This is a genomic window from Pseudomonas nitroreducens NBRC 12694 (assembly GCF_002091755.1).
Classification (GTDB): Bacteria; Pseudomonadota; Gammaproteobacteria; order Pseudomonadales; family Pseudomonadaceae; genus Pseudomonas; species Pseudomonas nitroreducens.
The window spans coordinates 133,973-159,118 of the sequence record NZ_BDAI01000003.1; the positions used below are offsets into that span (position 1 = coordinate 133,973).

The following is a 25,146-nucleotide window of genomic DNA, read 5'->3' on the forward strand; positions in this document are numbered from 1 at the left end:
GTGATGGTGGTCGCCCTGGCTGCATGAAGAAAGCCGATGGAGAGCGTTGCCGATGACCGATCCTCGCAAGACCCCGGCGGGCCGCGCGCTCGCCCTGCTGGACCTGACCTCCCTGAATGATCGCGACGACCTGCAAAGCACCGTCGAACTCTGTCGCCGTGCGCTGACGCCCTACGGCGATGTGGCCGCGGTGTGCGTCTGGCCGAGACTGGTGCATATCGCCCGGCGAACACTCAATACCCTGGGCGGGCGCTCGGTGAAGGTCGCCAGCGTGTGCAACTTTCCCGCGGGCAACGCCCCGCTGGCGGACGTGGTGGAGGAGGTGCGCAAGACCCTTGCCGAAGGCGCGGACGAGATCGACCTGGTCTACCCCTGGCGCAAGCTCAAGGCCGGCGAGCCAACCGGCGCAGTGGAGCTGATCCGTACCTGCAAGACGCTGTGCGGGCCTTACCACCGTCTCAAGGTGATCCTGGAAACCGGCGAGCTGGCCGCCCCCGAATTGATCCGCGCGGCCTGCCGGGAAGCCATCGCCGGCGGCGCCGACTTCCTCAAGACCAGCACCGGCAAGGCGGCGGTGAATGCCACGCCCGAGGCGGTGCGGGTGATGCTCGAAACCATCGAGGAGGAGGGCGGCAAGGTGGGGCTCAAGGTATCCGGCGGGCTGCGCACGCTGGCCGATGCGCAGGGCTACCGGGCGCTGGTGGAGGAACGTTTCGGCGCTGGCTGGGTCACCCCGGAGCATCTGCGTTTCGGCGCGTCGTCATTGCTTGACGATCTGCTGCGCGAGTTGGGCGCCGAAGCCAAGCCCATCTCCACGCGCAGCTACTGAACCGCTCGCGTTGACGCAGCCTGGGGCGGGCCTAGAATGCTCGCCTCCCGCGCCACGGGGAACCGTGGCGCGCTCCTCCGGTCGGACCTTCGCCGACCTCCTCCGCTGGTGATTGCATGCCCTTCCGCGCCCCCTCGCACCTGACCAACCCCTTGCGCCGCTTCTCCCGCCGCCTGGTGGAAAACGGCACGCCTGAAGTCGCCGCGCCGCTTCCCTTGCCTGACAGCATCGCCGGCGAACCCTGGTTCTCCGTGGGCAAGGCGGTGGAGGGCCTGGGCGGTGAGCGGGTGGATGGCTGGTGCCTGGAGGAGTGGCCGGGCCTGGCCCTGCGTGCCCGCTTCAGCGCCTGCTGGCGCGACGCTCAGGGCCGACTGTGGAACGTGCTGCCAGGCGGCGAGCCCATCGCCTTCCTGCCCGACCCGAAGCGCCGTTACGAGGGCGTGCCTCTTGCCGAGCAACTGCATGCGCTGGAGCGTGACGAGCTGCTGGAGGACTACCTCTGGCTCAGCCGCGAGTTGGGCAAACCGCAGATGGATGATGAGCGCCGGGAAGTCCGCGAGTCCATGCGCCAACGGCTGGAAAGCTGGCTGGAGCTGGGCGGCCGCGGCGACAAGCCGTGCCCGTGCAACAGCGGCAAGCGCTACCGCAATTGTTGCAGCAAGCGAGTGCGCGAGAACTAGGCCGAGGCGGGCCGGCGCCTTCACCGGTCCAGAGGCGCGGCGTGCGGACTCCTGGTCAGGTGCCGCCGCCAGGCCAGGGGAGCTGTTCCGTACCAGTGGCGGAACGCGCGGCTGAACGCACTCTGTTCGGAGAAACCAAGTCGTGCGGCAATCTCGCCAAGTGGGAGAGCAGCATCGCTGAGATAACGCTCAGCCAACTGGCGGCGGGTGTCGTCCAGGAGTTGCTGGAAGCTGCTGCCCTCGGCCTGCAGATGACGTTGCAGGGTGCGTGGCGATCGGTTCAATTGCCCGGCCAGGTCGGCGATGTTGCCGCGTCCCTCGGGCAGCAGGCGGGCCAGTGCCTGTTGGCAGCTGTGCAGGAGCGCGGAGTGTCCTCGTTGGCGGAGAAAGCCTTCGGCCTGTTCGTCGAGCAACTCCAGAAGCGCCGGATCGGCTTGTTGCAGTGGCAGTTGTAGATAGGCCAAAGGCAGGCTCAGGCGTGTCGCGGGTTGGCCGAAGCGCACCGGGCAGCCGAAAAAGTCCAGATAGGCGCCGATGTCCGCTGGCGACGGGTTGACGAAATGCACCTCGGACGGCAGCAGAGCTTGATCGCAGATGCGACGGGCTAGCTGAACCAGGGCAGCCACGCCGGTCTCGTCGACCAGTTGGCCCGGCCTGCCGCGCTCGGTGCCCCATTCCAGCAGCAGGAGGTTGCCTTCTGCGCGCACTCTGACCGGATTCACGTCATAGACCAGCCCCTGGTAACGCTCCAGGCGCTGCAGGGCATCGGCGAGTGTCGCGCACGTGCGCCCGGCATAGCCCACCACACCGAAGTGCTGCGGTCCGATCCCTTCGGCGATGCGCAGGCCGATGGCGGGCTCGCCCAGCCGGGAATCCGCGCGCTGCAGCAATACCTGCCATTGGGCCAGGGGAATCAAGCCGCTTGCGGGGGCCGGCAAGGGGCCGAGCAAAGCCTGTGCGTCGACCCCGCGGGTGGCGAGGAACTCGTAGAGCAGCCGGGCGTAGCTGCTGGCGATGTGCTGTTGGGCCATGGGCAGGTCTGCCGATTGACGCGATAGGTCAAGAAGTTAGCGGGGCTGGTCAATCCGGTCAGCCCAACTTTCGACAAGCTCTACGCAGGACATACCTTGCAGGAGCCTCGCCATGCCTGATCTGCCCACTGGTTTGACGTCCTGGGTCGCCGCTATCGATCCACTGCGCGACTTGCTGCTGATCCTGACGCCGCTGTTCATCGCCACATTACTCGTCGAGTGGCTGGCGCTACGTCGGCGCGGGGTCTTTCGGCTCGGTGACTCGCTGGCCAGCCTGGGGCTGGGAGGCCTCTACCTGGTGGTGGATGCCGTGCTGGTGGCGATCCTGGTGTTGCCGGTCTATCGGCTGCTTTTCGAACATCGCCTGCTGCAGTTCGAGATGACTCCGCTGGCTTTTGTCCTGCTGTTCTTCCTGCTGGAGTTCTGCTTTTTCCTCTTTCACTGGGCCAGCCACCGTATTCGCTGGTTCTGGGCCGCCCACGTGGTGCATCACTCCTCGCGGCACATGAATTTCACGACGGCCATGCGCCAGAGCCTGTTCTATGGCTTCGCCGGAAACTGGCTGTTCTATCTGCCATTGGTCTGGCTGGGATTCGCCCCGGAGTGGGTTCTGTTCATGCTTTCGGTGAGCCTGGCCTATCAGTACTTCCTGCACACCCAGGGGGTCGGCAAGTTGCCCGGAGCCATCGAGTGGCTGTTCAACACCCCTTCCCACCACCGTGCCCACCATGGGCGCAATCCCCAGTACATCGACCGCAACTACGGTGGCGTGCTCATCATCTACGACCGACTGTTCGGCACCTTCGTCGAGGAACGTGAAACGCCGGAGTACGGCATCGTGCGCCAGGTGGAGAGCTACAACCCGTTGTGGCTGAACCTGCACGAGTGGGTCGACATGTTCCGTGACCTGGCCCGGCCGGGCCCGTTGCGGCTGCGCCTCAAGCACCTGTGGGCGCCGCCGGAGTGGCAGCGCCCGCCGGGCACGCCGAGCTCTAACGAAGCGGAGGTATCCGCCATTGCTCCCCCGGCTTCGGAGCCCGGAAAAGCTCCGCTGGCACACCGCGCTGCTGGAGCGCCACGGCCAGATCGCTGAGCGGCGTGAACTGTCCTTCGTCGCTCAGGCGGAAGGTGCCGAAGTGGATCGCCATGCTGCATTGCGAGTCGAGATGCTGGTGCGCCTGTACGGCGTCGTCCGGGTTCATGTGGTGGTGACGCATGAACCAGCGCGGCTCATAGGCGCCGATGGGCAGGGCGGCAAAGCGCATCGGACCGAAGCGCTCATGCATCAGCCGAAATTCCTCGCCCAACCCGGTATCGCCGGGGAACAACAGCGGGCCGTCCGGCGACTCCAGCACGAAACCCATCCACAGCGTGCGGTTGGTGTCGCGCCGCGAGCGCGCCGACCAGTGTTGCGCCGGCACGCCGGTGAGCAGCATGCCCTCGGGCATCGGCAGGCTCTGCCACCAGTCCAGTTCGACGATGTCAGTGAAGCCGCAGGCGCGGATCAACTCGCCGTTGCCCAGGCCGGTCACCACTTTCGCTGACGGGAAGCGCCGGGCCAGCTCGCGCAGGCTGTGGATATCCAGGTGGTCGTAGTGGTTGTGGCTGACCAGGATCAGGTTGATCGGCGGCAATTCGTCCAGCGCCAGGCCCGGCGGGTGCACGCGCTTGGGGCCGACGAAGCTGAACGGGCTGGTGCGCTCGCACCAGAGCGGGTCGGTGAGGATGTTCAGGCCGCGGTGCTGGATCAGCAGAGTCGCGTGGTTGATGTAGGTCACGCGCAGTTCGTCGCCTTCGAGGCGGGCCGGCGTTTGCGGGCGGGCGTTGGGGCCGGGCTGGGCAATCCACTCCTGCTGGCGGCCGCGTTCGCGCTGCCACTTGAGGAAGGCGCGCAGGCCGTTGTGCGGTTGGCGGTCAAGATTATGAAAGCGGGTGCCGTCGAAATGCGCCGTCTGCGGGCCGCGATAGCGGGCGCCGAGGCGCCCGCTGAGGTTCTGCAAGGTGATCAGCCAGGTGGGGTGGCTCATGGGCATGCTCGTGCGTGCTCTTGCGAGGAGGACTCGGCACAACCTAGCATGCCGGGCATTCGCCGTACCCCCAACCTCGGTTACCAGTCTTTTCGCCATGCCCCGTCCTCCGCGTCCCGCCAATCGCCGTCCTGCCGTCCGTCCCACGTCTCGCCGGGTGGCCAAGGCGCCGCCGGCACAACCCAGGCTGATCCTGCTGAACAAGCCGTTCGACGTGCTGACGCAGTTCAACGACAGCGATGGCCGCGCAACGCTGAAGGATTTTGTCGATATGCCGGGCGTCTATCCGGCCGGGCGGCTGGACCGCGACAGCGAAGGCCTGTTGCTGCTGACCAACGACGGCCGCCTGCAGGCGCGGATTGCCGATCCCAGGCACAAGCTGCCGAAGACGTATTGGGTGCAGGTGGAAGGCGAGCCGAGCGACGAACAGCTCGCCCTGCTGCGCAAGGGCGTGCAGCTCAACGACGGCCCGACTTTGCCGGCCGAGGCCCGGCGGCTGGAAGAACCGCAGTTGTGGGAGCGCGACCCGCCGGTGCGCTTCCGCAAGTCGGTGCCTACGGCCTGGCTGGAGCTGGTGATCCGCGAGGGGCGCAATCGCCAGGTCCGGCGGATGACGGCGGCAGTCGGCCTGCCCACGCTGCGCCTGGTGCGCGTGCGCATCGGGCCGTGGCAGCTGGATGGGCTGCAGCCGGGGGAATGGCGGGAAGTCAGCCCCGAACTCTGAGGGGCCGGGGCGAGGCGGGGGTCAGAATCCGCCTTCGAGTCCGGCGACGACCACCGACTTGATCAAGAAGCCGAGCACGCCCAGGCCCAGTGCGAAGAACAACACCATGGTGCCCATGCGGCCGGCCTTGGACTTCTTGGCAAGGTCCCAGACGATGAAGGCCATGAACAGGATCAGGCCGGTTACCAGGCCATACATCATCCAGTCTTCGAAACTTTCGTTCATTGCTGCTCCTGCCCGGTACGGATGTGTCTCGTGGGGCGCCGGGACTGAGGGTGGTGGTGGAGAAGGCGCGCATTATACGCATGCGGCGCTTTGTCGTTCAGAGCCGTTCATAAATTGAGCAGTTCCTCCTGAGCGACGCACGCAATGCCGCGAAAATTCCCGCCGCAGCCCGGCTGGCGGGGAAATTTCCGGTATCGATTTCGTTCGGCGGGAGGCAGGGTGCGGTGCTGTGTCGCAGGTCTGGCCGCTCCTGCAAAAACTGATCAGACGCGCAGGTGGTCCAGCGGCAACTCGGTGCTGGCCAGAACGTTGCGCAGCACGAAGCTCGACCGCACGCTGGTAACGCCTTCGATGCGCGTGACGGTGCCGAGCAGGAAGTGCTGGTAGTGCTCCATGTCCGGCACCATCACCTTGAGCTGGTAGTCCGCGTCCATCCCGGTCACCAAGCTGCACTCCAGCACCTCGGGGCACTTGCCGATGATCTGCTGGAAATGCTCGAAGCGTTCCGGGGTGTGCCGGTCCATGCCGATCAGCACGAAGGCGGTGAGGCTCAGGCCGAGCTTCTTGCTGTCCAGCAGGGCGACCTGGCGGACGATGTAGCCATCGTCTTCGAGCTGCTTGACCCGTCGCGAGCAGGGGGAGGGTGACAGGCCGATGCGTTCGGCCAGCTCCTGATTGGAGATGCGCGCGTCGCGTTGCAGTTCGGCAAGAATTCGCAGGTCGTAGCGGTCCAGCTTGTCCATGAAAGCCTCGAATTTTAATTGAATTGCGCTTTTGGCGTAATTTTTGGCTGTTTGTTGCTCAGGTTGTGCCTTTATAAGCAATCTTAGCAATCATTTATCCGCTCTGTCGCCGTACTATTTCTTCCAGATTCACAGCCCGGACATCACGTCCCCCTGCGATCCGCCCAATCAGGCGCTTCGCGGCCCGCCGACCCCACAGGATCGCGCCGGCCACCGGGCTGCGCACTGCCCAGAAGGCGGAGCGAGGTGAGCCGGCGCCAACAGCGACGAGCAGGACGAGATTCCACAAAGGGAGGCTGACGAGCCTCCCTTTTTTCTTGCCCGCGATCTGCCCCCCATCTTTACCCTGACTTTACCCAACACCTTGCAATGCGGGCGTTGCGCAGTGGTCTATGGCATTGTCACATCACTGTTTTCGGCCGTCGCCGAAGTGAGGAATTCATGAAGTCGGGCATTGGGCGGTTCGCCTCCTTCGCTGTGCTTTCGCTGGCGCTGGCCGTGCAGACCGCCACGGCTGCCGGTTTTGGCGGCGCGGATATGCAGGGCGGCCAGGGCCAGCCGCCGAGCCAGGGCGGTGGCCAGGGACGTCCTTCCGGCGGTTCGGGCAACGCTGGCGGTGGCAAGTTCGGCTCCCACGAAGTCCCGAACGGTTCCGGCGGTGGCTGGCAGGGGCGCCCGCCCAGCGGTGGAAACAATGGCCCGTGGCAGGGCCGCCCTCCGGGCAATGGCGGTAATAACAACGGCCAATGGCAAGGGCATCCGCCAAACGGCGCCGGTAACGGCCATGACAATGGCCAGTGGCACGGCCGCCCTCCGGGCCAGAATGGCAATCAGTGGCAGGGCGGTCAGGGTCGCCCGCCGGGCTATGGCGATAGTCAATGGCAGAACCGTCCGCCGGCCAACAATGGCAACGCGGGCAAGTTCGGTTCCCATGAAATGCGCCCACCATCCGGCAACTGGCAGGGGCGGCCGCCGTCCCACGGCAACTGGGGGCCACATCCGTCCTACTGGCGGCCGGGCTATGTGGTGAATGCCATGCCGAGCGGGCACTACCGCGTGCCTTATCGTGGCAATGACTACTACTTCAACGACGGCTACTGGTACCGTCCCTACGGCTCTCGTTACGTGGTAGTGACGCCGCCCTACGGCGTGCGCGTGCGCTACCTGCCCTCCTATGCCGAGCAGGTGTGGGTCGGCAGCATCGGCTACTTCCTGGCTGCCGGCACCTACTACCTGTGGCAGGCCAGTTCGCAGGACTACGAAGTCGTGGCACCGCCCCAGCAGCAACCGGTGGCCGTGGCACAGACCGGCTATGACGTGATCGCCTATCCGCTGTACAACCAGGGGCCGGACCAGCAGGCCCGTGACCGCTACGAATGCCATGGCTGGGCCGTGCAACAAAGTGGCTTCGATCCGGCATCGGCCAGCTACGCGCCGCCGGCGTACGTCGCCGACAACTACCGCCGCGCCCTGGGCGCCTGCCTGAGCGGGCGCGGCTACAGCGTCAACTGATGCTCTCTAGCTGATCGTCTCTTTGCCCACCACTTCCTGCGGGTCGGCGTGCACCAGCACCTCGGCCCGCGGGAATTCCTTGTGGATCGCCAGCACCGCCTCGTCGCACAGGTGATGCGCCTTGGACAGCGACAGCTCGCCGGGCAGCTCCAGGTGCAGCTGAACGAACCAGTGCGTGCCGGAAATCCGCGTGCGCAGGTCATGGGCGCCGAGCACGCCGGGTACTTCGCGCACCAGTTCGAGCATGCGCGTGCTGACGTCGGGCGGTAGTTCCTCGTCCATCAGCACCGCGATGGATTCGCGGGCGATCTGGAAGGAGCTCCAGAGGATGTACAGGGCGATGCCCAGGCCGAAGAGGGCGTCCATCTGTTGCCAGCCGAAGTTCGCCAGCACCAGGGCGACCAGGATGCTGCTGTTGAGCAACAGGTCCGAGCGGTAGTGCAGGGAGTCGGCGCGGATGGCATTGGAACCGGTGATCTTCACCACGTAGCCCTGTACCGTCAGCAGGCCGGCGGTGAGTACCAGCGACAGGATCATCACCGCAATGCCCCAGCCGACGGCTTCCACCGGCTCGGGATGTTGCAGCCGGTCGATGGCCTGGGTGCCTACCAGTACGGCACTGACCGCGATGAACAGCGCTTGCGCCAGCCCGGACAGTGATTCCGCCTTGCCGTGGCCGTAGCGATGGTCGTCGTCCGCGGGGCGGATGGCGTAGTGCACCGCCAGGAGGTTGAGGAAGGAAGCGGCGCCGTCGAGCAGCGAATCGGTGAGACCGGCCAGCAGGCTGACCGAGCCACTGAGCCACCAGGCGATGGCCTTGGCGACGATCAGGGTGGTGGCGACGCCGAGCGACGCGAAGGTCGCCAGCCGCATGAGGTGGGAGTGGCTGGCGTGCTTGAGCATCAGGTGTCCAGGCGGTTGGGCAGGAAGTAGATGTAGTCCAGCAGCGGCGCCTTCTGGCCCAGCGCAGTGAGCGCGGCGCTCATTTGCCCGCGATGGTGGGTGCCGTGGTTGACCAGGTGCTGGACGATGTTCGCCAGGCTCTGGCGGTGTTCCTGCCCGGCCATGTTGCGGTAGTCCAGCTGGGTGCCGAGGGTGGCATCGCTCTGCTTGCTCAGCCATAGGCGCCAGGCGCCGACACCGTCATTGAGGAAGTCGGCGAGGCCGGCGCGATCAGGCGCCGCCTCGGCGTCGAGGCGTTCGAACTGCCAGGGCTCTCGCTGCACTCGGGCGAACCAGATGCGATCGACCACCGCGAGGTGGTTGAGGGTGCCGTGAAGGCTGCCGAAGAACAGCCCGCGCGGCGCGCGGTAGGTCTCTTCATCCAGGGGCGCGATGGCCTCCAGGATGCGTTCGTAGGCCCACTGGTGGTACGCCAGGAGTTGCTGAAGGTGTGAAGCGAGAGCGCCGTGCATATCAGGCCTCCGGGCGCAGGCCCAGGCTGGCGAGTTGTTGGAGGCTGCCGCTGCGCTGGATCAGACGCGGATCGTCCAGGGGCAGGCTGCGGCCGGTTTCACGCTCGAGGATCGCCTTGAGTTTAGCCTTGTCCACGGTGCCGTCTTCACCCACGGCATCCTTGAGCTTTTCCGGCGCGACCGAGTACTTCGCATCGGGCAGGTAGATCGCGCCGGTGGCGAAGTCTACGCCGAAGGCAATCAGGCCCGGGATGACGTAGAACAACAGTCCGATGGCGTCGAAGGCGACGATGGCGGGGTCGATACGGCCGTCGATCTGGCCGCGGCGATCAGGGTAGAACAGGGTGCCGCAGGCGGTCAGCTGGCTGAACAGGGCGGCGCTCAGAACGGCGCAGGACACACGGGTGGCAAGACGCATGGAAGACCTCCGGGAGGATGATGCGGACAACTATATCAACGAGCTCGCTGTCGCTGCTGGCAGATTCGCACTATGCGGCGTTCTCGTTGCTTCTATGACTGCCGAGTTGGCATCGTGGTTCGCCCGCTATAATCGCCGGCCCCCGCGCAATCGGGGTTACTGCCCCATGAAATTCCAGGAGCCGGCATGAACGCCCTTCCCATCGACAGCGTCCTTCCCGTCCTGCGCCAGGCCCTGGCCGAGCGCCATGAGGTGGTACTGGAAGCGCCGCCCGGCGCCGGCAAGACCACCCGCGTGCCGCTGGCGCTGCTGGGCGAGGCGTGGCTGGCCGGGCAGTCGATCCTGATGCTGGAACCACGCCGCCTGGCTGCCCGCGCTGCCGCCGAGCGCCTGGCCAGTGAGCTGGGCGAGACAGTCGGCGAGACTGTTGGTTACCGCATCCGCCTGGATAGCAGGGTCGGCCCGAAGACGCGCATCGAGGTGGTTACCGAAGGCATCCTCGCGCGCCGCCTCCAGGATGACCCGGCGCTGGAGGGCGTGGGCCTGGTGATCTTCGACGAATTCCATGAACGCAGCCTCGATGCGGACCTGGCCCTGGCGCTGACCCTCAACGGCCGCGCGCTGCTGCGCGACGAGCCGCCGCTCAAGGTGCTGGTGATGTCCGCGACCCTGGAGGGCGAGCGCCTCTCCACGTTGCTGGACGATGCCCCGGTGGTACGCAGCGAGGGCCGCATGTTCCCGGTGGACATCCGCTGGGGCCGCCCCTGGCAGGCCGGCGAATTCATCGAGCCGCGCGTGGTGCAGACCGTGCAGCAGGCGCTGGCGGATGAACCCGGCAGCCTGCTGGTGTTCCTGCCCGGCCAGGCGGAGATTCGCCGCGTCGCCGAACAGCTGGGCGACACACTGGCTGGTCGGCCTGAAGTACTCATCTGCCCGCTGCACGGCGAGCTTGATCTGGACGCCCAGCGCGCTGCCATTGAGCCCGCGCCGGCGGGTAAGCGCAAGGTGGTGCTGGCCACGAATATTGCCGAGACCAGCCTGACCATCGATGGCGTGCGTGTCGTGGTGGATGCCGGGCTGGCGCGGGTGCCGCGCTTCGATCCGGGCAGCGGCATGACCCGCCTGGATACCCAGCGCATCTCCCGCGCCTCCGCCACCCAGCGCGCCGGCCGTGCCGGGCGCCTGGAACCCGGCGCCTGCTACCGCCTGTGGTCCGAGGCGCAGCACGATCAACTGCCGGCCTATGGCGCGGCGGAAATTCTCCAGGCCGACCTCGCCGGCCTTGCGCTGCAACTGGCGCGCTGGGGCGTGGCCCCGCAGGAGCTGGCCTGGCTCGACCTGCCGCCCGCCGCCGCTTATGCACAGGCCCAGGACCTGCTGGAGCGTCTCGGCGCGCTGGCCTCCCGCGCCGGCGGCGGCAGTCTCGCGCCCCACGGCCAGGCCATGGCCGAGGTGCCGGCGCACCCGCGAATCGCCCACCTGCTGCTGCGCGGCCACGCGTTGGGGCTGGGACAGTTGGCCTGTGATCTGGCCGCCCTGCTTGGCGAGCGCGACATCCTGCGCGGCAACGACGCCGACCTGCATCACCGCATCGCGCTGCTGGCCGGCGAGCAGAATGGCCCGCGCGCCAGCCGCGGCGCGGTGCAGCGCGTTCGCCAGCTGGCGCGGCAGTTCAAGGGCTACCTGCGGGGTCCTGCCCGTGAACCGGTTGCCGACCCCGAACATCCGCGCTGGCTCGGCGGCCTGCTGGCCTTTGCCTACCCGGACCGTATCGCCCGCCAGCGCCGCGCCGGTGGCGGCGAATACCGCCTGGCCAACGGTCGCGCCGCGCTGTTCGGCGAGCCGGATGCGCTGATGAAGGAAGCCTGGCTGGTGATCGCCGACCTCGGCAGCCGCCAGGGCCAGCGCGAGGAGCGCATCTACCTGGCGGCGGCGCTGGAGCCGGCGCTGTTCGAGTCGATTCTCGCCGAGCAGGTCAGCGTCCACGACGAACTGGACTGGGACGAGCGCGAAGGCGTATTGCGCGCCGAGCGACAGCGCAAGGTTGGCGAACTGGTGCTCTCCAGCGAAGCGCTGCCCAATCTGGACGCCGAAGCCCGCAGCCGCGCGCTGCTCGGGCTGGTGCGCCGCAAGGGCCTGGAGTTGTTACCCTGGACGCCGGAGCTGCGCCAGTGGCAGGCACGCATCGCGCTGTTGCGGCGGCTGGACCTGGAGGGCAAGGGCGAGAGCGAGTGGCCGGACGTCAGCGACGCTGCCTTGCTGGGCTCGCTGGAGAACTGGCTGCTGCCTTACCTGGGCAAGGTTTCGCGGCTCTCGCATTTCGGCAACCTGGACTTGAGCGGGATTCTCCATGCGCAGCTGCCCTGGCCATTGCCGCAACGCCTGGACGAACTGGCGCCGCGCACGTTGCAGGTGCCGTCCGGCTCGAACATCCGCCTGGACTACAGCGAGTTCCCGCCGGTCCTCGCTGTGCGCCTGCAGGAGCTGTTCGGCCTCGCCGATACGCCGCGCATCGCCCAGGGCCGGGTGGCGGTCAAGTTGCACCTGCTCTCTCCGGCGCAGCGGCCGGTACAGGTGACCCAGGACCTGGCCAACTTCTGGCGCAGCACCTATGCCGAAGTGAAGAAGGACCTCAAGGGGCGCTACCCGAAGCACTACTGGCCGGACGACCCGCTGATCGCCGAGCCGACGGCGCGGGCCAAGCCGCGCAAGACCTGAAATTCGCGCAAGGGCTCCTGCTCTTGTAGGAGCAACTGTCTTCTTCAGGTAAGTCCGTGCCAGTGCCTTCCCTCACCCCAGCCCTCTCCCAGAGGGAGAGGGAGCCGCCCGTGCCGGCGGGCACCAAGGTTTCATCCTGCACCGAACGGTCCCCTCTCCCTCTGGGAGAGGGTGAGGGCTGATCCGAGTACAGGACTGTCGGGTAGGAGCGGATTCATCCGCGATGTTTCTGTGCGAAGCGGAGCCGATCGCGGACGGAGTCCGCTTGTGTCTGCGGACCTACGCGATAGCGGTCTTCCCGGTCAGGGCAACTTCATCTCGTAACCTGCCGCCTGCAATTCGTCGTAGGCATGGTCCAGCTGTGCGCGCAGCCCTTCGGCGTCGGGCGCGTGGCGCGAGACGATCAGCTTGGTCGGCACGCTGTACAGGTTGTCGAAGGCCAGTGGCGCCATGTTGAGCTCCTGGCGCGCCTGCTCTACCGGCGTCTGGTAGTCGATCAGGTAGTCGCCGCGACCGCGTTCGAGCATCTGCAGCGCTGCGGTGTGGGTGCTGGTGCGGTGCAGCTCCAGCTTCAGCGCCGGGTCGGCGAGCAGGTCGGTGATCGGTCGCCAGTAGCTGTAGCCGCTGATGAGGATGACCCGGCTGCCGGTCAGGCCGCCGGGCACTTCGGGCGAGGGCCGCGAGGGCAGGCGGTAGAGGTTCAGCTCGACGTGGCCCAGCACTCGCTCGCACTCCAGCGTGCTGCCCGCCAGTTCCTGCTTGCCGGGTGCGCCGGCCCAGAGCTGCACGCTGCCGTCCTGCAGGCCCAGGTACAGGCGGGCGCTGGGCAGCGGGCGGAAGTCGGCGCGGTAGCCGGCCTTGAGCAGGATGCGCCGGACCATTTCGGCACCGCTGCCGCGGGTGCTGCCATCCGGGGCGGTATAGGTGTAGGGCGGGAATTCGTAGTAGCCCACCGTCAGCGCCGGCACTGGATGCGGCAGGCGGTCGGCCAGCGTGGGCCGGTCGACGGCCAGGGCGTTGAGGCAGAGGAGGGCGAGGATCAGCCCGGCAAGACGGCGCAAATGCATGGATGGCCTGGGTGCTCGTTATCGTTTTTGTTCGAAGCGGGCCGAGCATGCGACTGCCGCCTCGCACTTGTCCAGCTTCCACCGGTGGCGTTATGCCGAAGCGCTCAGTGGGGCAGCAGGAAACGTGCGGAAAGCGGCAGGTGATTGGAGATGCGCAGGGTGTCGTGGGCGCGTACGCCGGCCTCCAGACGATTCAGGCTGGGGCTGTGGAACAGGTAGTCGAGGGTGCGGTCGGGTTTGTGCACGCGCGGATCGTTGGGGAAATGCGTGTACCAGTTCTCCTGGTCGGCGCCACTGGACTCTTCCACCGCCGGGATCACCGGGAAGCGCGCTGCCAGCAGGTTCAGTTCACTGTTGGCGCGATAGGGCGCGCGCAGCACTTCCGGCAGGTAGGGATACTGGCCAAGCGGCAGCAGGCCGAGATCGCCACCCAGCAGCCAGGGGCGGCCCGCGGCCTGCAGGGAGTTCAGCTGGGCCTCGACGGCTTCCACCTGGCGCTGCGGGGTGTCGTCGCCGTTGGGGCGTTCCAGGCGCGTGTTGATCACGCTGAGCTGGCCGCCACCGCGGATCGGCAGGTCGCTCTGCAACAGCGCCGGTTGCGGGGCGAACAGATGCAGCAGCGGGATGGATGAACGCTGCGGCAGGGCGATGCGCTCGCTGCTGGCGATCTGGAAGCGGCTGAAGGTCACCAGCTTGCGCCCGGCGCTACCGAACACATGGGGATTGGGATCGAAGCGTGCCTTCCAGTCGAAGGCGGCGCTGGAGCAGGGATACAGGTCGGCCAGGCGGTCGCCGATCAGCGCCTGCTGGTCCTGCTTGCCGGTGGCGGCGGCGCCGTCGTCCACTTCCTGCAGCAGGACGATGTCCGGAGCCTCGTCGCGGATCACCCGTACCACCTCGTCGAGGCTGTAGGCGATGTCTTCGGGGCTGGGGCTGTCGTCCGGGCCGGTGGTGTCGGGCAGGTCGTCCCAGAAGATGTAGCGCTTGCCGGCCAGGTACTGGACGTTCCAGGTCATCACCTTCAGTGCCTGGCCCGGCTGCAGTTGCGGCGCGGGCGCGCGGCACTGGGCGGCGACGCTTTCGCGCTCGGCGGGGTGCCAGGCCAGCAGCCAGGCGGCGGCGGAGAGGGCGAGCAGCAGGACGATGAACAGCAGGAACAGGGCGCGACGGCGAAGCGAGAGGCTCATGGGTGACCAGGGGCTATGCTTGTTGGGACCAGAGGATAGTGGCTGTGACTTCGTATTTCATCTCTGTGTTTAGTGTGGGAATAATCCTGAAACCTTGTGAGACGTAGTTCGCAGGATGCTGTTTCGCACCCGCGCGCTCCGGGAGGCTGCCATGTCGAGCAAGCTCCTCTCCCATCCCGTCTACCGACGCAAGGTGGTGCTGGTCAGCGGCGGCTGCTCCGGCATCGGCCGCGCCCTGGTGCAGCACCTGCGCGAACACCTGAACGTCGAGGCCCTTGGCCTGCGCTGCGACATCGCCGATGCCGAGGCGGTGCAGCGCTCGGTGGCACTGGTTGTCGAGCGCTTCGGCGGTATCGACGTGCTGGTGAACAACGCCGGCATCACCCACCGCAGCCTGTTCATCGAGACCGAGCTGGCAGTCTTCCGCCGGGTGATGGCGGTGAATTTCTACGGCGCCCTGCACTGCACCCAGGCGGCCTTGCCCAGCCTGCTGGCGCGGCATGGGCAGATCGTCGTGCTCAGTTCGTTTACCGGCTTCGCGCCGCTGCTCTACCGCAGCGCCTACAACGCCAGCAAGCATGCGCTGCACGGCCTGTTCGACACGTTGCGCATGGAGCTGGACGGCACCGGTGTGGCAATCACCCTGGCATGCCCCGGCTTCACTGCCACCGACCTGCGCAAGAACGCGCTGGTGGGCGACGGCTCGGTGATCCGGCAGCCGGCGCTGGTGCTGGGCGCGGAGGTCGCCTCGCCGCGCGACGTGGCCGAGGCAATCTACCAGGGCGCATTGCGCCGCCGGCGGTTGCTGGTGCTGTCCAACGTCAACTGGCGGGCGAGGCTGCTGGCGCGCTTCTTCCCGCGGCTGTTCGAGAAGCTGCTGGTACCGAAGATGTCGGGGCTCAGGCCGGGAAACTGAATGTCCGGGGGCTCTTGCTCCCTCTCCCTTCGGAGCGGAGCGCGCAGCCAGGGTTGGGGAGAGGGCACTCCCCGTGGAACTGCATCGCCGGGCGTGAGCCCGTCCCCTCCCTAACCCTCCCCCGCAAGCGGGAGAGGGGACCATTGGGCAGAACGATGAACACAGCGGCCAGCCGGAAATGCCCTTGACGAAGATCGGTTCAGATCAATGCGAGTGCGTGTCGAAACCACCGCCTGCCAGCGCCATGTCCCAGAACGACGCCTCGATCTTGTGCCCGTCCAGGTCGCGGATGAAGCAGCCGTAGTACGGATCGCCATAGAGCGGGCGCGGGCCGGGGGCGCCCTCGTCGGTGGCGCCGGCAGCTATCGCGGCGCGATAGAACGCGTCCACTTCCTCGCGGGAATTGGCCATGAAGCCGAAGTGCGTGCCGTTGCCGACGCTGGCGGGGCGCCCGTCGATGGGCGTCTGCAGCCAGAACTCCGGGAAGGCGCGGCCATAGGCCACCGCGCCGGGGTGCTCCATGATCTGTTGGCAGCCCAGGGTGGGCAGCACGGCGTCGTAAAACGCCTTGGCGCGCGGGTAGTCGTTGGTGCCGATGGAAATGTGCGAGAGGCAGCTGGGCGGGAAGTCGCTCACGGCGAGTCTCCATACTCGGGGAAAGGAGACTCCAGCGTAGAACCCCGGCGCTCGACGTGCCGGGGGATTTGTTGCGACTTGCTGCCGCTAGGCGGCCTCGCGGCCAAGCAGGATGAAGATGCGGTAGGCGGCCACCGTCAGCAGCAGCTGGAAGAACCCGCTCAGCGAGTGCAGCGCGACGCTGAGTACCGGCGCGTCCTGGCCGGCCTCGGTGATCCAGCCTTCGGCGATCCACACCGGCGCGAGGATGGCCAGGGAGGTGATCAGCAGCAGGAAGAAATGCCCGGTGGTCAGGCTGAAGCTCTCGCGCATCGCGTCGATGGGCGCGCTGCCGCGCTGCACCAGGAGGAATTCGGCGAAGGCCAGCTTGATCATCACGAAGATGCCCGGCAGCACCATCAGGTACAGGCCGATGACGATCAGCAGCGAGGTGATCGCCGAGAGCAGGGCGAAAGCCGGCCACAGGCGCAACGCTGCGCTCCACAGTTCGCGCACGCTGCGCTCGATACCTTCGCCCGCGTCGATCATGTAGAGGATCAGGCTGGCGGTGTAGATCGGGTAGAACACCAGGCCCGCAGCCATGCCCCAGGGCGCGATGTTCTGCGAGCCGGCGGCGACGTTGATCTGCTGCTGCACCAGCGTCTCGATGACGATCCACGGCAGGCACAGCGGCACCAGGGTGCCCAGATGACGGGAGAAGAAGAACCAGGTGTCGCGGAGGATGGAAAGGGGATTCATCAGTAACCCGATACTGTCCGAGGGCTTCGACTCTAACTTAAGCAAACCCTCAGATAGAAGGCGCAAGAATTCTGTGACCGGAACTTGTTTTTTTCCGACCCGATCCAATGTTTCGCTTCAGCGATCCGTTTTGATTCACCCGCTCACTCGAGGCCTGTCATGAATTCCGAAGAGCAATCCCTGATCGATGGTCTGTTCACCCGCCTGCGTGACGCCGAGTCGCAGACCGCGCCCCGTGACGCCGACGCCGAGGCACAGATCAACAGGCACCTGGTGCAGCAGCCGGCCGCGCCCTACTACATGGCCCAGGCGATGCTGATCCAGGAAGCGGCGATCAAACGCCTGGACCAGCGCGTCAAGGAACTCGAAGCGCAGCAGGCCAGGGCTCAGGAGCAGCGCCCGAGCAGCGGCGGCTTCCTCGCCGGGCTGTTCGGCGGCGGCCAGAGCCAGGAGCAGCGCCCGGCGCAACCGCAGCAGCGCCCGGACGGCTGGGGCCAGACACGTTTCTCGCAGCCCGGCGGCAATGCGGCGTACGCCAACAATCCTGCGGCCGGCAATCCCAACGACTTCCGCCCCGCACAGCCGGCGCAAGCCGCACCGCAGGGCGGTGGCTTCATGCGCGGTGCGCTGCAGACCGCCGCGGGCGTGGCCGGCGGGGTGATGGTGGCGGACCTGCTGACCAGCATGTTCCACCACAACCAGCCGCAGGAAATCGTCGAAGTGATCCAGGAGCAGCCGGTGCAGCCGGAACCTTCGCGCTTCGACGACTCGCGGACGGAGGACTCCTTTGGCGGCGGCGACCGCTATGCCGACAGCAACTTCAGTGACGCCAACTACGACGACGGTGGCGGCTTGGGCGACGACTCCGGCTTCTTCGGCGACGACGACGGCGACATGTTCAGCTGAGCCGCCCGCCCGCCGGGACTGGCGGGGGCGCGCCGCTGTGCCGATAATGCGCCCCCGCTGTTCGAGTCCCGGAGTCACCGTTGAAGACCATCGCTCTGTTCGCCGACGTGCAGAACCTCTACTACACCGTGCGTCAGGCCTACGGCTGCCACTTCAACTACGCCGCCCTGTGGGCCGAGCTGAGCGCCCAGGGCAACATCGTCCAGGCCTACGCCTATGCCATCGACCGGGGTGACGCGAAGCAGCAGCAGTTCCAGCAGATCCTGCGCAAGCTCGGCTTCACCGTGAAGCTCAAGCCCTACATCCAGCGCGCCGACGGCTCGGCCAAGGGCGACTGGGACGTGGGGATCACCATCGACATCCTCGACGCCGCGCCGAATGTGGACGAAGTCGTGCTGGCTTCCGGCGACGGTGACTTCGACCTGCTCCTGGACCGCGTCCGCGCCGGCGGCACCGATGCCACCGCTTACGGCGTGCCGGGCCTCACCGCCCAGGCGCTGATCCGCGCGGCCAGCCGCTATGTGCCCATCGAAGGCGCGCTGCTGCTGCGTTCCTGAGCCTTGCGGCTACAATGCCGCCCATTCCGAATTCGTATTGCGAGCGCTCCATGACCTTCGCCAACCTCGGCCTGATCGATCCCCTCCTGCGCGCCCTCGACGGGCTCGGCTACCAGAATCCGACGGCGGTGCAGGCCCAGGCCATTCCGGCCGTGCTCAAGGGCCGAGACCTGCTTGCCGCCGCGCAGACCGGTACCGGCAAGACCGCCGGTTTCGCACTGCCGTTGCTGCAGAAGCTCCTGCAGGAAGGTCACCAGGTCGCGGCCAACTCGATCCGCGCGCTGGTGCTGGTGCCGACCCGCGAACTGGCCGAGCAGGTCCACGAGAGTTTCCGCGCCTACGGCCAGCATGTGCCGCTGCGCACTGCCGTGGCTTATGGCGGGGTCAGCATCAACCCGCAGATGATGAAGCTGCGCAAGGGCGTCGACGTACTGGTGGCAACTCCTGGCCGACTGCTCGACCTGTATCGTCAGAACGCCCTGAAGTTCACCCAGCTGCAGGCCCTGGTGCTGGATGAGGCCGACCGCATGCTCGATCTCGGCTTCTCCCGCGAACTGGACGAGGTCTTCGCCGCGCTGCCCAGGCGCCGGCAGACCCTGCTGTTTTCCGCAACCTTCTCCGACGCCATCCGCCAGATGGCCCGCGAGCTGCTGCGCGACCCGCTGACCATCGACGTGGCGCCGCGCAACACGGCGGCGAAGACGGTGAAGCAGCACCTGGTCACCGTCGACAAGAAGCGCAAGGCCGAGCTGTTCCTGCACCTGATGCGGGAGCAGGGTTGGCGCCAGGCCTTGGTGTTCGCCAAGACCCGCAAGGGCGTCGATGAGCTGGTTGGCCTGTTGCAGAAAGCAGGCATCCGCGCCGACTCGATCCACGGCGACAAGCCGCAGCCATCGCGCCTGCGCGCGCTGGCGCGGTTCAAGGCCGGCGAAGTGGATTTCCTGATTGCCACCGACGTTGCTGCCCGTGGCCTGGATATCGAGGAAATGCCGCTGGTGGTCAACTTCGACCTGCCCATCGTCCCCGAAGACTACGTCCACCGCATCGGCCGTACCGGTCGCGCCGGCGCCAGCGGGCAGGCGATCTCGCTGGTCTGCGCCGACGAAGTGCAGCAGCTGGCGGCCATCGAGACGCTGATCGGCCAGACCCTGCAGCGCCAGGAAGAAGATGGCTTCGAGGCGGAACACCGGGTGCCCGTCACCGCCCCCGGCGGCCAGATAACCAAAAAGCCGAAGAAGCCCAAGCAATCCAAGGTGCCCGAAGGCAAACCGGGCAAGGTCCACCTGGGCTCGCTGCTGGACGACAAGCCGCAGGTCAAGGCGGTGCGCAAGGCGCCGGGGTTCGGCCTTGGCGGCAAACCGGCAGGTGGCAAGCCGTCTTCTGGAAAACTCTCTTCTGGAAAGCCGGCCGGCAAGGGCGGTCGCCGCCCCTGAGCCGTTAAGGCGCGCGCCTGCTTCATCGCGGTGCGCCGCCGAGGGCTGAGTCGGGGCTTTCCCCAGGCGTGGCGGGGTCTTGTGGGGTGTGGCGCAAAAGCTGCATTTCCGTGTGGAATCCCGAACGCCTATAGTGTGCCCATCGCGCACACAACAAGAACGACAGCCCATGCGCCACAAGGAACTCAAAGCCTGGACCGGCGGAGTCGCCCATCTGCTCCCGCTGGCCGCCGGTCGTCCGCGCCTGCTCGGCCTCAGCCAGTGGCTGCAGCAGGTCTGTGCGGTGGATAACTTCGTGCTCTTCGTCTACGAAGGCAACCACCGCCCACTGGACCTGTTCGACACCTTCCCGGCCGACATCCGCCACGTCTACGTCGAGGACTACCAGGTCGGCCCCTACCTGCTCGATCCCTTCTACCTCGCCTGCACCCGCCACCAGGCGCCGGGGCTGTGGCGCCTGCGGCAGTTCGCGCCGGACCACTTCTACGTGGGCGAGTACTACCAGACCTACTACCAGCAGACCGGCCTGACCGAGGAGATCGCCTTCTTCGTCGACCTGGCCGACGGCGCCACCGCCGTGCTCTCGCTGATGCGCAAGACCTCGAGCCCCGCCTACAGCCGCGACGAGATGCAGCTGCTCGAATGTGCGCGGCCGGTGGTCGAGCAGGTGGTGCGCGAAGCCTGGGAACTGCGCCGCGCGCAGCCGCGTCCGGCGCAGGACCTGGACTACCAGATCCGCGAGGCCTTCGACCAGTTCGGCGCCCAGCTGCTCACGCCCCGCGAGCAGGAGATCGTCCAGCTGCTCCTGCGCGGCCACTCCAGCGCCTCGGTAGCGGAGCAGCTGGATATCAGCCCAGGCACGGTGAAGATCCACCGCAAGAACATCTACGCCAAGCTCGGCATCGGCAGCCAGTCGGAGCTGCTCGGGCTGTTCATCCGCGAGTTGGCCGGACGCGATGTGGCGGGTGGGATGCGCGCAGCCGGCTGAACCGGGTAGCTCTTTTGTAGGAGCGAGCTTGCTCGCGAACGGGCTCCCCGATAACTCCGGCGCTGGGCGATTCGCGAGCAAGGGCCGGGCGCCCCCTCGGTCCTGCAGGGGATTCCTGTCCCGCGATCGCGCGCCGAGAGAACCAATCCCGCCATCTATCCCCCGAGGGATATATACACCCCGAAAGCCCCATTGCTAGCGTGACCACCAACAAGAACAAGGTGGGAGCGCGATGATGGAAAGCGGTCAGGATGTCGATATCGAGTTCCGTAACGTGGTCAAGCGCTATGGCAGCGTGCCGGCGGTCAACGGGCTGAGCTTCAAGGTCAAGCGCGGCGCTTTCCATTCCTTCCTCGGCAGCTCCGGCTGCGGCAAGACCACCACCCTGCGGATGATCGCCGGCTTCGAGCAGCCCAGCGAAGGCGAGGTCCTGCTGGCCGGCCAGGCAGTGGCAGGGGTGCCGGCGCACCAGCGTGCGGTGAACATGGTGTTCCAGCACTACGCGCTGTTCCCGCACCTGACGGTGGCCGAGAACATCACCTACGGCCTGCGCTATCGCACGCCGCGCCCGGACCGCGCGCAGCAGCGTCGCATGGCTGACGAGGCGCTGGAGATGGTGCGCCTGTCCGGCTTCGGCACACGCAAGCCCCACGAGCTTTCCGGCGGCCAGCAGCAGCGCGTGGCGCTGGCCCGCGCGCTGGTGAACAAGCCCACCGTGCTGCTGCTCGACGAGCCGCTGGCCGCGCTGGACCGCAAGCTGCGCAAGGAGATGCAGTCGGAACTGCTGCGCCTGCAGCGCGAGGTCGGCATCACCTTCGTGCTGGTCACCCACGACCAGGAAGAAGCGCTGTCGATGAGCGACAGCATCAGCATCATGAAGGACGGCCTGATCATCCAGACCGCCACCCCCGAAGCACTCTACGAGACACCGGCGAGCCGCTACGTGGCGGACTTTATCGGCGAGTCCAACCTGTTCGCCGGCACCGTCCGCCGCCTCGATTCCGGCCGTGTGGTGCTGGGTACGCCGGCCGGGCTGGAACTGAGCAGCCCGCCGACACCCACCGGTCCCTCGCTCTCGCCCCAGGCCGAAGGCTGCATCGCCGTGCGCCCCGAACTGGTCGGCATCGCCGCCGCCGATTCGGAGCTGCAGCGCGAAGTGCGCCTGAAGGGCCGCGTCGAAGACCGCATCTACCTGGGCAACCTCACCGAATACCGCGTGCGCACCGACGCCTTCGGCATTGTTTGCGTGCGCGTGCCGCGCAAGGCCGGCGGCGAGGCGGAAGCCTTCGAGCACGGCGCGCCGGTGCAGGTCGGCTGGAACCAGGCCAGCGGCCTGGCCATGGCGCTCTGAAAACGATCCAATCCTAACCAGAAAAATCAGCAGACAGGCGGGGAGTGACGATGGACAAGAAGAACTTCATCAAGACGATGCGCAGCTGGGAAAACGGCTCCATCACGCGGCGCGATTTCCTCGGCAAGACCGGCCTCGGCCTGGCGATGGCGGTGGTCGCCGCCAACACTCCCGGTCTGCTGACCGGCAAGGCCTACGCGGCCGAGGGCAGCAATATCGGCGACCGTCTGGCCCTGGCCACCTGGCCGAACTACCACAGCCAGGAGAACTTCGACGCCTTCGCCAAGGCCACTGGCGCCCGCGTACAGATGAACGTGTTCGGCTCCAACGAGGAGATGCTCGCCAAGCTGCAGGCCGGCGGCAGCGGCTGGGACGTCTTCGTGCCGACCAACTACACCATCAGTACCTACGTGCAGCTCGGGCTGATCGAGCCGCTGGACCTCTCGCGCATCCCCAACTTCGACCCCAAGGCCTTCGAGGAACGCTTCATGGCCCAGGGCACGGTGGACGGCAAGGTCTACGCGGTGCCGAAGAACTGGGGTACCACCGGCATCGTCTACGACGCCAGCCGCGTGAAGGGCAGCCCGGATTCCTGGAAACAGTTCTGGGACCTCACCCTGACCAGCGCCTCGGGCCGCACCATCGTCCACGACTACCAGCTCACCGCCATCGGCAACGCGCTCAAGTACTACGGCTACAGCTTCAACTCGCTGGACCCGAAGGAGCTGGCCGAGGCCGAGAAGCTGCTGATCCAGGCCAAGCCGCACCTGTTCGCGATCAACTCCGACATCCAGCCCTCGCTGCGCAACGGCGACGCCTGGATGGCCATGGCCTGGACCGGCGATGCTTCCCAACTGCACCGCGACAACCCGGACATGACCTTCGTGCTGGGCAAGGAGGGCGGCGAGATCTGGAGCGACTTCTTCGCCATCCCCAAGAGCGCCGAGCACAAGGATGCCGCCTACGCCTTCATCAACTATCTGCTCGACCCGCCGCACAACAAGCTGGAGGTGCTCTCCCACGGCTACCCGAGCGGCGACAAGCGCGTCGACGCGCTGCTCTCCAAGGAAATGCTCGACGACCCGATCATGTACCCGGCGGCCGAGCGTCTGTCGCCGCTGGAGTTCGGCGCCGCGGCGACCCTTACCAGCCCGGCGCGCGCCGAGTTGATGGCGCGGTTCAAGGCCGCCTGATCGGCAGCTTCAGCGTTTATGCGGAATGCGGCGGATAACGCTGGTGCGTTATTCGCCCTGCCGCGAAGGTCCGCTCCATGCGTAGGGAATCGAACATGAACATCGCTGTCAGCGCCCCGTTGCCGCAGACCCAGGCGACGCCCGCGGTTTCGCGCGCGAAAAGCCTCGGCCGGCGCGTCACGCTCCTGCTGCTCCTGCCGTCCACCCTGTGGTTCCTGCTACTGCTGCTGATGCCGCTGGTGATCATCCTGGTCTTCAGCTTCGGCGAACGCAGCGCCGTGGGTGGTTATGGCGGCGGGCTGACGCTGGAGAACTACCTGAACCTCGGTTCCCGCGCCCAGGCCTTCTGGAACACCCTGACCCTGGCGCCGCTGGGCACCCTGGCCTGCCTGCTGGCGGCCTACCCGCTGGCTTACTTCCTGGCGGTGAAGGTGCGACGCAACAAGTCGCTGCTGCTCACGCTGGTCATCGTGCCGTTCTGGACCAGCTTCCTGATCCGCACCTATGCCTGGATCTTCATCCTCAGCGGTCGCGGCATTCCCGCGCTGCTGGAGAGCTTCGGCATTGCCGACGTGCGGCTGATCAACACGCCCTACGCGGTGCTGATCGGCATCGTCTACGGCTACCTGCCGCTGATGGTGTTCCCCATCTACGTGACCCTGGAGAAGCTCGACAAACGCCTGCTGGAAGCCTCCGGCGACCTCGGCGCCAGCGCCTTCGAGACCTTCCGCCGGGTGACCCTGCCGCTCTCCGCGCCGGGGGTGATCACCGGGGTGATGCTGGTATTCATCCTGCTCATGGGCGAGTTCCTGATCCCGGCGATCCTCGGCGGCGGCAAGGTGTTCTTTGTCGGCAACGCGCTGGTCGACCTGTTCCTGCAATCGCGCAACTGGCCGTTCGGCAGCGCGGTGGCAATGACCCTGGTGGCGATGATGCTGGTGATCATCGGCGTCTACCTGAAACTCGTGGCGCGCTACGGCGGCTCACGCAACGACGGGGTGCTCTGACATGTGGCTGCGCAGTTACTCCACCTCGGTCTACCTGTTCCTCTATGCGCCCATCGCGCTGATCATGCTCTTCGCCTTCAACGCCGGGCGCAGCGGGCTGAGCTTCCAGTGCTGCTCGGTGCAGTGGTTCGGCCGCGCCTTCGGCAACCCGTTCATCATGGAAGCCCTGGGCAACAGCGCGCTGATCGCCTTCTGCTCGGCGCTGATCGCCACGCTGTTCGGCACCCTCGCGGTGTTCGGCCTGCAGCGGGTCGGCAAGCGCGTGCGCCTGCTGTTCGACGCGCTGACCTACTGCGCGATCATCGTGCCGGGCATCGTCATCGGCATCGCCACGCTGATTGCCTTCATCACCCTGTTCGACGTGGTGAACCCGCTGCTGGCGCTACTGGATATCGGCCTGCCGAAACTCAACATGGGCTTCGGCACCGTGGTGGCAGCGCACTCTTTGTTCACCATGGCGCTGGTGATGGTGATCGTCCGCACCCGCGTCGAGGCGATGGACAAGTCGCTGCTGGAAGCCTCCGCCGATCTCTACGCGCCGCCGCTGGACACCTTCTGGCGCGTGACCTTGCCGCAGATCGCCCCGGCAATCCTCGCCGGCTTCCTGCTGGCGTTCACCTTCAGCTTCGACGACTTCATCATCGCCTTCTTCGTCGCCGGCTCGGAAACCACGCTGCCGATCTACATCTTCTCGTCGATCCGCCGCGGTATCACGCCGGAGATCAACGCCATCTCCACGGTGATCATCTGCGCCTCGCTGGCGCTGCTGTTCACCTCCCGCTACCTGCAGAACCGCCGCACCGGCGTTCAGGCCGCCTGAGGGCCGACTTCAAGGAGACTCGAGG

Annotated in this window: 26 protein-coding genes; 15 read left to right on the forward strand and 11 right to left on the reverse strand. The window is 66.8% G+C overall.

All coding sequences use genetic code 11. The annotated features are described in order from the left end of the window. Positions 1 to 52: 52 nt before the first annotated feature. The gene (gene deoC / locus PNI01S_RS09760; protein WP_024763951.1) at positions 53 to 829 is read left to right on the forward strand and encodes a deoxyribose-phosphate aldolase; all 777 of its coding nucleotides are present in this window, start codon (positions 53 to 55) and stop codon (positions 827 to 829) included. 116 nt (positions 830 to 945) lie between these two features. Continuing rightward, positions 946 to 1,509, forward strand: a complete 564-nt coding sequence (locus tag PNI01S_RS09765; protein ID WP_024763950.1) for an SEC-C metal-binding protein — start codon at positions 946 to 948, stop codon at positions 1,507 to 1,509. A gap of 20 nt (positions 1,510 to 1,529) precedes the next feature. Here PNI01S_RS09765 and PNI01S_RS09770 read toward each other — a convergent pair whose 3' ends face one another. Continuing rightward, entirely contained in the window at positions 1,530 to 2,540 is a 1,011-nt protein-coding gene (locus PNI01S_RS09770; RefSeq protein WP_037010384.1) for an AraC family transcriptional regulator, read from the reverse strand. A 112-nt stretch (positions 2,541 to 2,652) separates the two neighbouring features. Between PNI01S_RS09770 and PNI01S_RS09775 the strand changes: the two genes are divergently transcribed. Beyond that, entirely contained in the window at positions 2,653 to 3,633 is a 981-nt protein-coding gene (locus PNI01S_RS09775) for a sterol desaturase family protein (RefSeq protein WP_084358051.1), read from the forward strand. Here the strand turns inward: PNI01S_RS09775 and PNI01S_RS09780 are convergent. After that, positions 3,533 to 4,573: an MBL fold metallo-hydrolase gene (locus PNI01S_RS09780; protein WP_024763948.1), complete on the reverse strand. Its 1,041-nt coding sequence runs from the start codon at positions 4,571 to 4,573 to the stop codon at positions 3,533 to 3,535. The two genes, PNI01S_RS09775 and PNI01S_RS09780, sit on opposite strands and share 101 nt — an antisense overlap. A 151-nt stretch (positions 4,574 to 4,724) precedes the next feature. On the opposite strand from PNI01S_RS09780, the gene PNI01S_RS09785 reads away from it, so the two are divergent. Beyond that, positions 4,725 to 5,291 (forward strand): pseudouridine synthase, encoded by a 567-nt coding sequence (locus PNI01S_RS09785; RefSeq protein WP_037006932.1) that lies wholly within the window; start codon positions 4,725 to 4,727, stop codon positions 5,289 to 5,291. 21 nt (positions 5,292 to 5,312) lie between these two features. Here the strand turns inward: PNI01S_RS09785 and PNI01S_RS09790 are convergent, their stop codons facing one another. Both PNI01S_RS09790 and PNI01S_RS09795 read right to left on the reverse strand, forming a co-directional pair. Further along, entirely contained in the window at positions 5,313 to 5,516 is a 204-nt protein-coding gene (locus PNI01S_RS09790; protein ID WP_015475469.1) for a DUF2788 domain-containing protein, read from the reverse strand. A gap of 263 nt (positions 5,517 to 5,779) precedes the next feature. Further along, entirely contained in the window at positions 5,780 to 6,259 is a 480-nt protein-coding gene (locus PNI01S_RS09795) for an Lrp/AsnC family transcriptional regulator (protein WP_024763946.1), read from the reverse strand. A gap of 441 nt (positions 6,260 to 6,700) precedes the next feature. Here PNI01S_RS09795 and PNI01S_RS28620 point away from each other — a divergent pair, with 441 nt between their 5' ends. Next, a complete protein-coding gene (locus tag PNI01S_RS28620; protein WP_024763945.1) occupies positions 6,701 to 7,771 on the forward strand; it encodes a DUF6515 family protein in 1,071 nt (356 codons plus the stop codon). 6 nt (positions 7,772 to 7,777) lie between these two features. Here PNI01S_RS28620 and PNI01S_RS09805 read toward each other — a convergent pair whose 3' ends face one another. From PNI01S_RS09805 to pmcY, 3 genes are read right to left on the reverse strand one after another with little or no spacing between them, the layout of a single operon-like run. Then, positions 7,778 to 8,674, reverse strand: a complete 897-nt coding sequence (locus tag PNI01S_RS09805; RefSeq protein WP_024763944.1) for a cation diffusion facilitator family transporter — start codon at positions 8,672 to 8,674, stop codon at positions 7,778 to 7,780. Next, on the reverse strand, positions 8,674 to 9,186 hold the full coding sequence (locus PNI01S_RS09810) for a DinB family protein (RefSeq protein WP_024763943.1): 513 nt from the start codon (positions 9,184 to 9,186) through the stop codon (positions 8,674 to 8,676). The genes PNI01S_RS09805 and PNI01S_RS09810 overlap by 1 nt, the downstream gene beginning before the upstream one ends. Before the next feature lies 1 nt (position 9,187). Continuing rightward, entirely contained in the window at positions 9,188 to 9,604 is a 417-nt protein-coding gene (pmcY, locus tag PNI01S_RS09815; RefSeq protein ID WP_024763942.1) for a periplasmic Zn2+ metallochaperone PmcY, read from the reverse strand. Between the two features lie 186 nt (positions 9,605 to 9,790). On the opposite strand from pmcY, the gene hrpB reads away from it, so the two are divergent. After that, positions 9,791 to 12,322, forward strand: a complete 2,532-nt coding sequence (gene hrpB / locus PNI01S_RS09820) for an ATP-dependent helicase HrpB (protein WP_084358054.1) — start codon at positions 9,791 to 9,793, stop codon at positions 12,320 to 12,322. A gap of 302 nt (positions 12,323 to 12,624) precedes the next feature. On the opposite strand, the gene PNI01S_RS09825 is transcribed toward hrpB, so the two are convergent. Next, complete coding sequence (locus tag PNI01S_RS09825) at positions 12,625 to 13,389, reverse strand: substrate-binding periplasmic protein (RefSeq protein ID WP_084358056.1); 765 nt, start codon at positions 13,387 to 13,389, stop codon at positions 12,625 to 12,627. A 104-nt stretch (positions 13,390 to 13,493) separates the two neighbouring features. Continuing rightward, entirely contained in the window at positions 13,494 to 14,576 is a 1,083-nt protein-coding gene (locus PNI01S_RS09830; RefSeq protein WP_065086618.1) for an endonuclease/exonuclease/phosphatase family protein, read from the reverse strand. A 151-nt stretch (positions 14,577 to 14,727) separates the two neighbouring features. Here PNI01S_RS09830 and PNI01S_RS09835 point away from each other — a divergent pair, with 151 nt between their 5' ends. Next, a complete protein-coding gene (locus tag PNI01S_RS09835; protein WP_084358058.1) occupies positions 14,728 to 15,492 on the forward strand; it encodes an SDR family oxidoreductase in 765 nt (254 codons plus the stop codon). 204 nt (positions 15,493 to 15,696) lie between these two features. Here the strand turns inward: PNI01S_RS09835 and PNI01S_RS09840 are convergent, their stop codons facing one another. Then, positions 15,697 to 16,128, reverse strand: coding sequence for a VOC family protein (locus PNI01S_RS09840; RefSeq protein ID WP_065086617.1), 432 nt, complete (start codon positions 16,126 to 16,128; stop codon positions 15,697 to 15,699). A gap of 87 nt (positions 16,129 to 16,215) precedes the next feature. After that, positions 16,216 to 16,866, reverse strand: a complete 651-nt coding sequence (locus tag PNI01S_RS09845; RefSeq protein ID WP_084358060.1) for a YciC family protein — start codon at positions 16,864 to 16,866, stop codon at positions 16,216 to 16,218. Between the two features lie 159 nt (positions 16,867 to 17,025). On the opposite strand from PNI01S_RS09845, the gene PNI01S_RS09850 reads away from it, so the two are divergent. The 8 genes from PNI01S_RS09850 to PNI01S_RS09885 all read left to right on the forward strand — a co-directional run bounded on the left by PNI01S_RS09850 (position 17,026) and on the right by PNI01S_RS09885 (position 25,121). Beyond that, positions 17,026 to 17,772, forward strand: coding sequence for a DUF2076 domain-containing protein (locus PNI01S_RS09850; protein ID WP_084358062.1), 747 nt, complete (start codon positions 17,026 to 17,028; stop codon positions 17,770 to 17,772). 80 nt (positions 17,773 to 17,852) lie between these two features. After that, the gene (locus tag PNI01S_RS09855) at positions 17,853 to 18,329 is read left to right on the forward strand and encodes a LabA-like NYN domain-containing protein (protein ID WP_024764639.1); all 477 of its coding nucleotides are present in this window, start codon (positions 17,853 to 17,855) and stop codon (positions 18,327 to 18,329) included. Positions 18,330 to 18,379: 50 nt separating this feature from the next. Further along, positions 18,380 to 19,762: an RNA helicase RhlE1 gene (gene rhlE1 / locus PNI01S_RS09860; protein WP_038803594.1), complete on the forward strand. Its 1,383-nt coding sequence runs from the start codon at positions 18,380 to 18,382 to the stop codon at positions 19,760 to 19,762. A 169-nt stretch (positions 19,763 to 19,931) separates the two neighbouring features. After that, complete coding sequence (locus tag PNI01S_RS09865; protein WP_024764640.1) at positions 19,932 to 20,750, forward strand: helix-turn-helix transcriptional regulator; 819 nt, start codon at positions 19,932 to 19,934, stop codon at positions 20,748 to 20,750. Between the two features lie 235 nt (positions 20,751 to 20,985). After that, positions 20,986 to 22,101 (forward strand): ABC transporter ATP-binding protein, encoded by a 1,116-nt coding sequence (locus tag PNI01S_RS09870; protein WP_089285830.1) that lies wholly within the window; start codon positions 20,986 to 20,988, stop codon positions 22,099 to 22,101. Positions 22,102 to 22,151: 50 nt separating this feature from the next. After that, complete coding sequence (locus tag PNI01S_RS09875) at positions 22,152 to 23,294, forward strand: ABC transporter substrate-binding protein (RefSeq protein ID WP_038803595.1); 1,143 nt, start codon at positions 22,152 to 22,154, stop codon at positions 23,292 to 23,294. Positions 23,295 to 23,389: 95 nt separating this feature from the next. Beyond that, positions 23,390 to 24,301: an ABC transporter permease gene (locus tag PNI01S_RS09880; RefSeq protein ID WP_024764642.1), complete on the forward strand. Its 912-nt coding sequence runs from the start codon at positions 23,390 to 23,392 to the stop codon at positions 24,299 to 24,301. Between the two features lies 1 nt (position 24,302). Beyond that, positions 24,303 to 25,121 carry an ABC transporter permease gene (locus PNI01S_RS09885; RefSeq protein WP_024764643.1) on the forward strand — a complete coding sequence of 273 codons (819 nt, stop codon included), beginning with the start codon at positions 24,303 to 24,305 and terminating at the stop codon, positions 25,119 to 25,121. The last annotated feature ends 25 nt before the right edge of the window (positions 25,122 to 25,146 follow it).